Genomic DNA, 12351 nt, shown 5'->3' with positions numbered 1-12351 from the left:
TAGACGCCAGCGGGCCTCGCAGCCTCTCGCGGGAAGGTTGGTTTAAGGCGAGAGTCGCCCGCCGCCGGACTTTGCTTTGATCATCCACGGCGCAACCGCGGGAGTTTTCACGAGTATACCCTTCTTCTTCGCGAAGGCGCGCAGTGCGTCTCGCGCCACCTGAAGGGGCTTATGTCCGTCGTGGGCGAGGTAGCACGTCTTCAGGGTTGCGTCGTGAATGATGTCACGGTCTCCTTTGGACCACTCCTCAAGGAAATCGATCGCATCGTCTAGGTTTGTGATTTCGAGGATCAGATCCTTCCTTTCACGCAGGTAAAGTGGCCGGTCAAACATCTTCATTTGCATTTCTACCTCACTTAATAGCTGCGGCACCACCAACCTGTGGACCAGCCGGCGGGGCCGATCGGTGGAGTCGTCAGGCCCGCTCCCGTGAGAACGGGCCTGAACCATCGCTTTAGAAGTCCATGCCAGGGCCGGCCGGTAGTGCTGGCGCGGCGTCCTTCTTCGGCTTTTCTGCAATCATCGCCTCGGTAGTTACCAGGAGGCCAGCGACCGAGGCAGCATCCTGGAGCGCTGTGCGCACGACCTTGGCCGGGTCGATCACGCCCTGGGTGTAAAGATCACCGTATTCTCCGGTCTGGGCGTTCCAGCCGTAGGAGAAGTCCGTCTTCTCGCGCAGCTTGCCGACGATGATTGAGCCTTCTGCGCCAGCATTCTCAGCGATCTGGCGAACCGGGGCCTCGACCGCACGCCGAACGATCTCGATCCCAACCTTTTGGTCTCGATTGGCCGAAGGCAGATCGTCGAGCGCCTTGACGGCCCTCAGCAACGCGACACCGCCGCCCGGAAGAATACCTTCCTCAACGGCCGCTCGGGTGGCATGCAGCGCATCGTCGACGCGGTCTTTCTTTTCCTTCACCTCTACCTCAGTCGACCCGCCCACTCGAATGACAGCAACACCGCCGGCGAGTTTGGCCAGACGCTCCTGGAGCTTCTCGCGATCGTAGTCGGACGTGGTTTCTTCGATCTGGGCGCGGATCTGTGCGACACGGCCGTCGATATCAGCTTTGGCGCCAACGCCGTCGATGATCGTTGTGTTCTCCTTCTCGATCGCAACTTTCTTTGCCCGACCGAGCATGTCGAGGGTGACGTTCTCAAGCTTGATACCGACGTCGTCGGAGACAACCGTGCCGCCGGTGAGAACGGCGATATCTTCAAGCATGGCTTTGCGGCGATCGCCGAAGCCCGGAGCTTTGACCGCTGCAATCTTCAAGCCGCCGCGCAACTTGTTGACGACCAGCGTCGCTAGCGCTTCGCCCTCCACATCTTCAGCGATGATGAGCAGCGGCTTGCTGGATTGCACCACCGCTTCGAGAACGGGCAGCATGGCCTGAAGGTTGGAAAGCTTCTTTTCGTGGATCAGGATGTAGGGATCGTCAAACTCGGTCCGCATCTTGTCCGCATTGGTTACGAAATACGGGCTGAGATAGCCGCGGTCGAACTGCATGCCCTCAACGACTTCGAGTTCAGTCTCTGCAGTCTTGGCCTCCTCGACGGTGATGACACCTTCATTGCCCACCTTCTGCATCGCCTCAGCCAGGTAGCGGCCGATCTCCTCGTCGCCGTTGGCCGAGATGGTGCCGACCTGGGCGATCTCCGAATTATTGGAGATCTTGCGGGCGTTTGTCTTGAGTTCCCTCACTATCGCGTCAACCGCAAGGTCGATGCCCCGCTTCAGATCCATAGGATTCATGCCCGAAGCAACGGCCTTCGCGCCTTCCTTGACGATCGCTTGCGCAAGCACAGTGGCCGTAGTCGTCCCGTCACCGGCGAGATCGTTGGTTTTGGAGGCGACTTCGCGCAGCATCTGCGCGCCCATATTCTCGAACTTGTCTTCCAGCTCGATTTCCTTGGCGACCGAGACACCGTCCTTGGTGATGCGAGGGGCGCCAAAAGACTTGTCGATAACGACATTGCGCCCCTTTGGGCCGAGCGTCACCTTGACGGCATTGGCAAGAACATCGACCCCACGCAGCATGCGTTCACGGGCATCGGTATGAAACTTGACTTCTTTCGCAGCCATTTCCTTAACTCCTCAATAGGCAGCTAGTTGACTGATGGATTTATGGTGTGGGCTTAAGCTGCCTGCTTGCGCTCGACTTGGGCCTCGAGGACACCCAGGACGTCGCTTTCTTTCATGATCAGCAGGTCTTCCCCATTGATCTTGATCTCGGTTCCTGACCACTTGCCGAACAGAATACGGTCGCCTGCTTTGACGTCGAGCGCCTGGACTTGGCCCGCTTCATTGCGTGCGCCAGGTCCGACGGAAACGACTTCTCCCTCCTGGGGTTTCTCCTTTGCCGTATCAGGAATGATGATGCCGCCCCTGGTTTTCTCTTCTGAGTCAACCCGGCGGACGAGAATGCGATCATGCAGCGGTCGGAAAGACATGTTTTCCTCCAATGGACAAACACTATTGACGTTGTTCCCCCATCACCGGACCGGACAGTCCAGACGGGTGCAAAACCTCGAATGAGCGTCTTGCGCAAATCATCTGGTTTCACAATTTTTCGAATTCAAGGGGTGAAATCAAAAAAATCAGCACTCGCATCGTGCGGCTGCTAACATGCTGTAAAGGAACAACAAAGCCTCCTTGCCGTTTAGAATTTCGTTGATGACCGCGAACAATTGCGCCACCTTGGCGCTTGTTGAGGCAACGGAGATGAAACATGCGATATTCATCGGATTTCGAGCGTCAAATAAACGGCTACGGACTGACCACCGCGCATATCCTTTACCGCATTCCCGATTTCGAATCCGTTCTGCAGACCTATATCTGGCAGGATTACGATCTTGCTCCCGAGTTTCCTGAGATGCAGAAATTCCTCGATTTCTGGCAAGCCAATCTTGACGGTCCGCTGCATTCCGTTCGCTATACGCATCACCATCTGATCGGCCCGAATGAATGGCGACGCGTGGATGGCGAGTTCCGACTGAACTGAGCCCTCTGTTGGGGTTTTGAGTCTGCAGATGCAGTCGTTTAAAAACGTCGAAATGCGCACGCGATTTTTTTTGTTATGGGCCCTTGAAACTGCGGCCCATCCTAACCAAATCGCTTGCCGCCAGCCGCTCGTGTAGGGCTGGCCTTGCTGGAAGCGTCGTCTTTCGGCGCTTCCGTACCCATGTTGCTCAAGGAGGATATGGTTATGGCAACAACTTACGACTACGCACCACTGTTCCGTTCGACTGTCGGGTTCGACCGGCTCTTCCATTTGCTCGAAAACGCGCAGCGCGCTCGTTCGATCAGTGATTGGCCTCCCTACGACATTGCCAAGACCGGTGACGATAGCTACCGGATCTCGATTGCGGTGGCCGGCTTTACTCGCGACGATCTCGATATCACGTTTCAAACCAATCTTTTGACGGTCGTCGGCAAGAAGCAGGAGACCTCTTCCGAAGCCTATCTGCATCGCGGGATCGCCGGCCGACCGTTCGAGCATCGGTTCGAGCTTGCCGACCACGTCCGAGTGATGGGCGCGGATCTGAACAACGGCCTTCTAGAGATCGATCTCGTGCGGGAAATCCCGGAGGAGATGAAGCCACGCAAAATCGCGATCGAAACAGCTGCGGCGGTTGAGCGGTCAAAAGCTCAGATGCAAATCGAAGCATCGAATGCCGCGTAGCTGACGTAAATTGGGCGCCGGTTTCAAGGCGCCCATCGGCATTCCGGGTTGGAAAGGAGAGCACGATGAAACCCGATATGTTCGAGCGGCCTGTTAGCATCCTTGTTGGCCTTGGTTTCCCCGGTGAAATCCGCTCCGTGATGGACGCTTATCGTCTCCTCGTCGATTGGCCAGCCCCGTCGGGGGATGCGGTGCATTCGGTGGCGATCAAGGCCTGTCTGGCTGCATTACGGGGAGAGGTTGAAGCAGAGACTGTGCGCGGCCTTTTCGTCGCCTTCGCCGAAAGGCACCATCTTCTAGCGCCAGCGATGGATGCGAGCATCCCATCTGCGCCGCCGGCTTTTGAGATCGGCACCGTGCCTGGCGCGGCCGTTGAAAAGTCTTTGTATGGCATCAAGGCGAAGGGAGATCACCATGCTTAATCCCGAACTACTGCTCATGGCACCCATCTCGGTTCAGATGAAGGACGGCACGCGGCAGGTATTTGCGTCTGTCAACGACGTTCTCGATTTCCTGGAAGGCGAATGGACTATTTATAGAGGCCGCAAGCACAATAGGGCGGTTCAAACATGTCGTCGGGCGCTTAACCGAATGACGCCGGTTGCCATCGCCCGCGAAGCGTTCGTTGAGGCCTGCCGAGACGCTGGAATGTCGACAGATGCCGAGCGGCCGTTCGGCGCCAAACCCGATGCTGGTGGCCACCATTCCCCAATTTAGAATGTGATAATCCGGGCAACCCGAAGCGCCCGACTCCCCACTTCTCGAGGCCGCTCGTGCGCCAGACTGCTTTAGCCGCAGGAGTGGCATGTGAGAGACGAGGGTCATCGACCCGGTCGCCGACGCGACCGGGTAGGAGACGAGAAATCAACCTCCGTAGAAACCAGTCAGAACCCTCGTACGAGCGGAGTGGCTTTTGGGCACCTCTGCACGATTCCTTACCTCGCCCCTACAGCAGCTGGACGGGGCGACTTCGGTTGCAGAGCAGAGCTGTATCCGTCGCCGCTTGTCAAACCGCGTTGGGGAATAACTGGTTCCAGCCCTCAGCAAGCGACAGGTCGTTCGAGCAGAGAGGGCCGGCGAGAGTGGGGGGCTGCACCCGTCTCACATCGATTGACGGCTCTGCTTGATCGATAGGTCAGTCCCAAGCAAGGGACCTCTTGAGTTTGAGCCACCCATCTGTCGTGCACGGTTCGACGAGTACCGCTGGTTCCCGAGCCGCGCCGGTTCGAAATGAAACTGGCTGGATCGTCGAGTGGCTCGGAACGTCGACCGACGTCCACGAGATGCGGGAGTTGTGGGCACATCAGAAGGTCCTCGTCGCTGAACTGCAATACGGTAATCATCCGGACGTGGTGCTTGCGATGGGGAACAAGACGTCACGCCCCAGAGAGGATCTGTATACCTCCCGGGCTCGCTTCCGTGACCAGCTGTGTGGCCGTCCAAAATGTACTCGCTCAATTGATCTGACCGCGTGACATTTGATGAAATGAACCATGCTGAATCTGCCGCGATGGATGGTTCGACGGACCGAGCAACGGAAGCGGCCGGGTGTTAGACAAGCGATTGGTTGTCGAAGCCATCGGCCTTTCAACGAGGGACGACCGATGAAAGCGTCAGCGAAGACTCTTTGAGAGCATTATCTTGTACAAGCCTCAGCACTTCCTATCTCAGATTCCACCCTCGACATGGAGCCTCGAGATGGACCAGATGGCACGAAAACTCCCTACCGATCGCGTGATCGAAATCATCCCGCCTGCGCCCGTAAAGCGGGACGCGCGGAGCACTTTGACGTGTCAGTGTTGTCAAAAGCAGTTCCCAGCCTCACGTATGGACGTCGATGGTTGTGGCATATGCGAGGAATGTCTCGCCCCGTAAGCATCTGCGGGGCGAGTGGCGCGTTCAAGCTGGCCTGACGTTTGCGGCTCGTACCAGACTGCGTCCAAGCGAAGCGCAGGCCCGCGTTCCGCGGCTCGGATAAGACTGCATAAGAGCCAGTTCGGCCGGCAGAACGTTCCGGCGGTGCAGTAAGGGTCTGAGCGGGCGAGCGGCGCTGTCGCCGAAACACACCAGCTGCTCGGCACTTGAGATGGGCACAGGCATGCGATCAGAGCAAGTGGTGTGAGATAATCGACGGCGCCGGCGCTACTCCGGAGATGCTTTATTGAAAGATTGTCAGGCTTGAGGGAGGTGGTGGCAGATCCTCTCCAGATAACACCGCCCGGAGATACAACAGAGCGTTTTGTAGGCCGTTGGCCGAGTAAGGTTTCTCGATAGCGCCGAGTGCACCCGCGAAGTCCGCCGGAATTCGTTTAAGGTTGCCTGAGACAAAAACGAAGGGGATGCCCCTCGAGGCCAAGTATCGACCGATATCAATACCAGTCGGACCATCGCGCAGGTGGATATCGACGAAAGCGAACTCTGGTTGTTCTCGCTCGACGAGCGCAATCGCTTCGCTTTCATCGCTTGCCAGGCCTATAACCCTGTAACCGCTGGACTCGACCTCATGTTCAAGTTGCAGGGCCAGGAGCATTTCGTCTTCGACAATAAGGGTTCGCAAATATCGGCCCTTCCTAATCTCCTACCGGCAGCGTTACACGAACTTCCGTGCGGTGACCGGAAACCTCTCGCTCGCTGGTTGCCCTTAGCTGCCTGATCGAGGCGTCAAGCATGGCGCGGCTGAAGGACTCTTGTTCTTTATCGACCTCGACGGGTGTAACCGTGTCCAGGACTCGTATGAGCAAGTGTCCGTTGAGCCTTCGGATTTCGAGGTGTATTTCGCCCCCGCCATCACTGAGGCCGCGTCTGACTGCATCACCAACGAGTTCGTTAACGATAAGGGCGAGGGCCGAAGCTTTCGACGCCGAGACTGTCACAGAATGAAGGTCCGTAGTTAAGATGATGTCTGGCCTTTTCAGAGAACCCACGATTTCGGTAATCAGGTCTCGACCGAAATCGGCCACATCGAACTGACCAACGCGGTTATCATTGAGAAGCTTCCTTTGCGCGGCACTCAGAGCCTCGACGCGGTCGAGTATTGATTTAAGTGTCTGTGCGACCGTAGCGTTGCTGGTCATCCGCATTTGCAATCTGATGATCGAGGCGATTGTCAGAAGGTTGTTTTTAACCCTGTGATCGACCTCGTGGACAAGGGCAGTTTTCACGCGCAGCGCTTCCATGAGCTCCGCAGTGCGACTTGAGACTTCCTCTTCCGCAAGCTGGCGCGCCTTGGCCAGCTCGGCTTCTTTGCTTTTGGTGCTCGTGAAGTCGAGTTGTGACGCGAAGAAGTAGATCACTGCGCCGGCCTGATCGCGGACGGGGCTGACAAACAGCGCGTTCCAGAAGCTGCCACCGTCCTTACGGTAATTGAGGATGTCGACCGAGACATCGCGCGCTTCTGAAATGGCATCCCTGATCTTAGCGATCGCCGCTTTGTCCGTGTCCGGCCCTTGGAGAATGCGACAGTTCCGGCCGACCAACTCATTCTGACTGTAGCCCGTCAACTCGGTGAAGGCTCGGTTTGCAAAGATGATGGGATTATCGTCCTGCCTTGGATCGGTAATTAGCATCGGCATGCGTGTGGCCTTGAACGCAGCCGCGAATGGATCTTCAGATGGGTGTGAAGCTAAGAGGCGGTCGCCCGCATCACGGGCGTCACGAAGGTGGTTTTCGTCGGCCATTTTGCTCATCCAGGTCGGCTGTTGCGGGCCCCCCAAACAACGGATTGCAGATGATAGGTATCTATCCGCGCGTTTTGTGTTTTCAAGGTTTTCCGAAATGGGGGCGCACACGGCATCTTATGAGGTCACGCAAACAGTCTTAACGAGGTTGCTCCTCAGTCTGTTAGACCGAGCTCGACTTGCGCGATAAAGTGCGTGCCTTCTGTTGACTTGTATTCGAATGAACCGCGCAACTGACTTACGACCCCGCGAATGATACGGCTGCCCATGCCTTTGCGCACAGTCGATGTGTCGAAGCCCACGCCGTTGTCGCAGATGGTAAGCAGGGAGCGGCGCGAAGACACTTTGTTGAACGCTATTTCGAGCTTCCCTGGGCGGCCGTCCGGAAACGCGTATTTAAGACTGTTTGTCACGACCTCGTTCACCAGGAGCGCGACGGCCGTGGCCTGTTCGGGTCTCAGGTCAAACGCACCGATATCGTACCGTACGGATACGTTGTCAGAATAGGCGCTGACGAGTTTGTCCACGATCGACGGGATAAGATCACGGGCGGACAGGGCGTTGAACTGGTCGCGATCATATATTTGCTCATGGACCGCGATCATGGCGTCGATCCGGTCAAAGAGCGACTTCTGTGCCTCGGGCGGCAGTAGCTGCATGCGGATGACGCCCTGCACAGCCTGAAAGTTGTTTTTGACCCGATGATGGATTTCGCGCAGCAGAAGGCGATTGTCCTCAAGTGCGGCCTCAAGTTGGGCGGATTTCTTCACATCGCGCTTAACGAGGTGCCTGACCCATCCTCCTGCGGCAAGCGATGAAGCGGCAGCAAGTGCCATAACGGCGATCGCGATGAAGACGTCATTGCGGAAGGGGACCAGCCCGACACGGTAGTCAGCCGACGCGAGCGCAACGATGTCCGTTCCCTCAACAACCCGATAGGCGACCATACGGTGCTCGCCGTCCGCTGGAGATATTGCCTCGTAAGTCCCGTTGGGCGAGGAGAGAAGATAGTCTGTAAACAATACGTACTTGCTCATGTTCAACGGACCGTCGGGGGCGGGGTAGCGTGCGACGAGTTCTCCGTCCTTGCGGATCATGCTGATAGTCGAATTCGTGCCGAGAGAGACGGCCTCCCAAACATCCCTCAGCAGGTCGCTCCCTTGGAACGACACCATTGCAGCGCCGACGAACACGCCGTTCCGTTCCAGGCGCCGGCTGAACACGAATATCTGCTGATTGTTGAGTCTGCTGACCAGGAGACCGGAAACGAAAGTTTTCGCTCCCTTTTCGACGGCGGCGAAGTATTCGCGGTCCCTTATGTCGATGGGCTTTATATCGGGATCGGTGGACAGAAGTGTCCGGCCATTCCGGTCGACGACGTAGGCCTGAACCTGACCCGGAAGATTAGAAACCGCCTCGTTGATGTTCTTGACTTCATCCGTGGCAATGCCCAGCGTCGGTCCAAGAGCGTCATCAATTCGTTGAAGTGTCTGTGCCGAGAGCGCGTTTATCCATGAGGCGTTCGTGGATACGATTTTCGAGGCGGCAATTGCGCGCTCTTCGGTCCGCCGTATTGCGGCATGATAGCTTTCGTATAACCACAGGCTCAGTAGCACGACAAGCGCCGCGAACATTGCCGCAATGACGAACGTCGCGGCTCTGGACACCGTAACCGTCAGACTTCTCACCATGCCCCAGTCCCTAAAACCTGAGTACATATTAGAAGGCTTCTAATCCAATGCAAGAAACTCCACCCCTCGATCGGACGCCTTTCAGTCCTGGTTACCAAGCACCTGGGCATCATGGAAGCTCCGGCCGATAGATCCTCAAGAGTAGGGTATGCTGGGAAGCGCCAAGCGACCAAGCAGTAGGTGCCTCTCTTTCACTCTCGCCATTCCCTCGTACGGCCGGAGGATGCATATTCGGTAACTCCGTACGGGCTCTGGTTGAGTTGCTACACTCCTCTTTCATAGATAACTGCCATGGCCTTAGCCAGGTCTCGCGCCAAATCATCTCGGGCGATCGTGGCGGCTGCTGGGTCGCCTGCACGCAGGATATAGGAAGGATGCCATGTCACGAGGACGGGGCCGCCGTGAAGACCGGTTTCAATCTCCCCCCGCCGCTCCGCCATTGGACGGTTGTCGCCTGTGAGGGCGAAGGCCGCGGAGGCGCCAAGCGCCACCGTCAACTTCGGTTTGACAAGGGTCAGTTCCAGTCCCAGCCACCAGCGACAATGAGCAATTTCGCCGCGGTCCGGATTGCGGTGCAGGCGCCGCTTGCCACGTGGGCTGAACTTGAAATGCTTGACGGCGTTCGTCAGCCACAGCGTCCTTGCGTCTATACCGGCGTCGGAAAGCAATGCCCGAAGCAACTGCCCGGCCGGCCCCGTAAACGGGCGGCCCTCGATATCTTCCCGGTCGCCAGGCTGTTCGCCGACGATCATGAGCTGCGCGTCAGCGGCACCTTCACCCCAGACGGTCTGCGTCGCGGATTCGCAAAGGTCGCAACGCCGACATTGTGCCGCGGCCTTCGATGCCTCCTCCAGGGTGTCAATTTGCTCGGGCGGCTGCGGCATTGAGGCCCGATAGCGCTCGGACACGGGGGCTGCGCCCGTTCGCGGCGCGGAGATGCCCGCCTCGTGCATCTTTTGCACCCGTGCTTCCGCTGCGGCGAGCATCTCGGGGATCAGGCGCGTTTCCGGCAGGTTGTGCCAGTATTTCTTCGGCATCTCCGACTGCATGGCGTCGAGCTTGATGCGGGCCGGATTGAAGATGTTGACGAAATAGGCTGCCCAAAGTTTCTCGGCCGCATCCTCCGGCAGGTCTGGTTTCGTGCCACCCTGATCAAAGGTCAACGCGCCGTCAACAAAAAGGGCGGTCAAGCGCGGCGTCGCAATCATCCAATCCATGTCGCCGAACCGGCGGGCAAAGAAAGCGCTTCCCGGCTCCAGCGTATTGTGCGTCGGCTCAAACCAGGCAGCAAAGCGTCGACGCGGTCCCTCTGCTGAGATTTCGCGGAAGCGAACGAATGCATGCATCTTGTGAATGTCCCGTGCGACGGATTTCTGCATAAGCGACAGTTTGCGACCGAGCGGATCGGCGGGCGAGAGCGGCTCGCCCTCGCGCCTGTCGAGGCGCCAAAGCGCGCGATAAAGGAGCGCCAAGCCTTCTGGTGCTGAATGCCAGATCACGGACTGCGCCAAAGTCATGAAGGCTTGAGGAACGCGTGCTGCGTGCTCGCCTGGAGTCTCCGGGAGAAAGGCCCTGTCGAATAGGCCGCCCGCGCTATTCCAGTCAATTTGGTCGGGGGCGATCCGGTGGCTGATAGCGCGCCTGGCGGCATTTCGCCAGGCATCAAAAGTTCCCTTGTCCGGAAGTGAGACCCCGTAAGTCATAGAAGCTGAAGTTGCTTTGGCGGGGGCGCCAGGCGCGCGCGCAGATCGCTGCTGTCCGTCAAACCGCCGGGGCTCCAGCCGGGCAGGGCAACGAAGGGGCGGGCCTTGCGTGTCAGCGCTCCCATTCGAGCGAGATCCTCGACACGGAGGCGGCGATTGCGTCGCGCGGTGATGATGCGGTCGACCACGCGCGTCCCAAATCCCGGCACGCGCAGAAGCGTATCGCGGGAGGCGAGGTTGACGTCGACCGGAAAGAATTGCCGGTTCTGCAGCGCCCATGCCGTCTTCGGATCGAGCTCCAGATCCAGAAAGCCTCCTTGCGTGCCGGTCGCGATCTCGTCGGTCGTAAAGCCATAAAATCGCAGAAGCCAGTCGGCCTGATAGAGCCGGTGCTCCCGAACAAGCGGTGGCTGAACCAGGGGAAGCGCAGAGGAAGCGTCCGGGATCGGTGAGAACGCCGAATAGTAAACGCGCCGCAGCTTGTAACCGCTATAAAGCCGGGTTGCGCAGGACAGGATGGCGGTATCGTCGGCGCCGTCAGCGCCGACAATCATCTGCGTGCTCTGGCCGGCAGGGGCAAAGCGTTGCGGCTTGCGGCCGGTGTGGGTCTTGTCTTGCGCGGCTTCACCTTCCAGCCGAACCTGTGCCATGGCGGCACGAATGGTTTCCGGCCGCTTCTCTGGCGCGAACTTCCTTACGCTCGAATCCCTTGGCAGTTCGACATTTATTGACAACCGGTCGGCCCAAAGGCCGGCCTCACGAATGAGCTCAGCCTGTGCGTCGGGGATGGTCTTGAGGTGAATGTAGCCTTTAAAACCGTGGACTTCTCTCAGCGTTCGGGCAATGCGGACCATATCGGCCATGGTCTGGTCAGGCGAGCGGATGATACCTGAGGAGAGAAACAAGCCTTCAATGTAGTTGCGTCGGTAAAACTCGAGCGTCAATGATACCACTTCTTCGACGCTAAACCGCGCGCGCTCGACATTGGAACTGACGCGATTGATGCAATAGGCACAGTCGAAGATGCAGAAGTTCGTCATCAGGATCTTTAAAAGCGATATGCATCGCCCATCTGGCGTGTAGGCATGGCAAATACCGCTCCCACCGGAAGATCCTATTCCTCCTTTGCGTGAATCTCGCTTCTCGCCACCGCTCGAGGCGCATGAGGCGTCGTACTTGGCTGCGTCCGATAGGATCGCCAGCTTCTTTCCAAGTGCCATAGGTGTCATGACGCGACTTTAGATGTTCATGTTATGTTCGTCAAGGTTTCGCGGGGAGCCGCAGGCGAATGTCGAAAGATGAACGGTCGCTGTGTTCCGCTTCCAGTATCGCAGCTTTCAATCAAGAACGCTTTCCCTGGTCGCTTCAGAATTTTCAGTCGCCGCTGATCCATCCCGCATTCCATCCGTATTCAATTGAGTTGATAAATGAAGAAGGATGTGATGCTCAAAAAAACTGCCGGCCACCCCACTATTAAACGCGGCAACATCGGAGTTCTCCTGGTCAATCTCGGCACGCCTGATGGCACCGACTACACCTCGATGCGCCGCTACCTGAAGGAGTTTCTGACCGACCGCCGGGTGATCGAGTGGTCGCG

General features: G+C 57.8%; 12 protein-coding genes and 1 pseudogene. 5 read left to right on the top strand and 8 right to left on the bottom strand.

The window, feature by feature from the left end:
- Positions 1-42 precede the first annotated feature (42 nt).
- The 3 genes from ASD63_RS19365 to ASD63_RS19355 form a co-directional block, all read right to left on the bottom strand.
- Complete coding sequence (locus tag ASD63_RS19365; RefSeq protein WP_034800001.1) at positions 43-345, bottom strand: DUF982 domain-containing protein; 303 nt, start codon at positions 343-345, stop codon at positions 43-45.
- Between the two features lie 109 nt (positions 346-454).
- Positions 455-2083: a chaperonin GroEL gene (groL, locus tag ASD63_RS19360; RefSeq protein ID WP_034800000.1), complete on the bottom strand. Its 1629-nt coding sequence runs from the start codon at positions 2081-2083 to the stop codon at positions 455-457.
- Positions 2084-2136: 53 nt separating this feature from the next.
- Positions 2137-2451: a co-chaperone GroES gene (locus tag ASD63_RS19355; protein ID WP_034799999.1), complete on the bottom strand. Its 315-nt coding sequence runs from the start codon at positions 2449-2451 to the stop codon at positions 2137-2139.
- Between the two features lie 278 nt (positions 2452-2729).
- Here ASD63_RS19355 and ASD63_RS19350 point away from each other — a divergent pair, with 278 nt between their 5' ends.
- The 4 genes and pseudogenes from ASD63_RS19350 to ASD63_RS19335 all read left to right on the top strand — a co-directional run bounded on the left by ASD63_RS19350 (position 2730) and on the right by ASD63_RS19335 (position 4400).
- The gene (locus tag ASD63_RS19350; protein WP_034799997.1) at positions 2730-3002 is read left to right on the top strand and encodes an usg protein; all 273 of its coding nucleotides are present in this window, start codon (positions 2730-2732) and stop codon (positions 3000-3002) included.
- Positions 3003-3206: 204 nt separating this feature from the next.
- Positions 3207-3683, top strand: a complete 477-nt coding sequence (locus ASD63_RS19345; protein ID WP_060529769.1) for an Hsp20 family protein — start codon at positions 3207-3209, stop codon at positions 3681-3683.
- Between the two features lie 65 nt (positions 3684-3748).
- Positions 3749-3988, top strand: a pseudogene (locus ASD63_RS19340) (DUF982 domain-containing protein); the annotation flags it as partial.
- Between the two features lie 109 nt (positions 3989-4097).
- Positions 4098-4400, top strand: coding sequence for a DUF982 domain-containing protein (locus tag ASD63_RS19335; RefSeq protein ID WP_034800027.1), 303 nt, complete (start codon positions 4098-4100; stop codon positions 4398-4400).
- 1441 nt (positions 4401-5841) lie between these two features.
- Here the strand turns inward: ASD63_RS19335 and ASD63_RS19330 are convergent.
- From ASD63_RS19330 to ASD63_RS19310, 5 genes are all read right to left on the bottom strand, one after another.
- On the bottom strand, positions 5842-6240 hold the full coding sequence (locus ASD63_RS19330) for a response regulator (RefSeq protein WP_034799996.1): 399 nt from the start codon (positions 6238-6240) through the stop codon (positions 5842-5844).
- A 13-nt stretch (positions 6241-6253) separates the two neighbouring features.
- Positions 6254-7360, bottom strand: coding sequence for a PAS domain-containing protein (locus ASD63_RS19325; protein ID WP_034799995.1), 1107 nt, complete (start codon positions 7358-7360; stop codon positions 6254-6256).
- A gap of 155 nt (positions 7361-7515) precedes the next feature.
- The gene (locus ASD63_RS19320; RefSeq protein WP_162253356.1) at positions 7516-9051 is read right to left on the bottom strand and encodes a cache domain-containing protein; all 1536 of its coding nucleotides are present in this window, start codon (positions 9049-9051) and stop codon (positions 7516-7518) included.
- Between the two features lie 263 nt (positions 9052-9314).
- The gene (locus ASD63_RS19315) at positions 9315-10754 is read right to left on the bottom strand and encodes a UdgX family uracil-DNA binding protein (RefSeq protein ID WP_034799994.1); all 1440 of its coding nucleotides are present in this window, start codon (positions 10752-10754) and stop codon (positions 9315-9317) included.
- Positions 10751-11974 (bottom strand): putative DNA modification/repair radical SAM protein, encoded by a 1224-nt coding sequence (locus ASD63_RS19310; protein ID WP_034799993.1) that lies wholly within the window; start codon positions 11972-11974, stop codon positions 10751-10753. The genes ASD63_RS19315 and ASD63_RS19310 overlap by 4 nt, the downstream gene beginning before the upstream one ends.
- A gap of 207 nt (positions 11975-12181) precedes the next feature.
- On the opposite strand from ASD63_RS19310, the gene ASD63_RS35175 reads away from it, so the two are divergent.
- Positions 12182-12351: ferrochelatase (locus tag ASD63_RS35175; protein WP_200949948.1), on the top strand; the 170-nt coding region annotated here is incomplete at its 3' end.

Source organism: Ensifer sp. Root558 (assembly GCF_001427045.1).
GTDB classification, from domain to species: Bacteria; Pseudomonadota; Alphaproteobacteria; order Rhizobiales; family Rhizobiaceae; genus Ensifer; species Ensifer adhaerens.
This window is presented reverse-complemented; position numbering and strand designations above follow the sequence as displayed.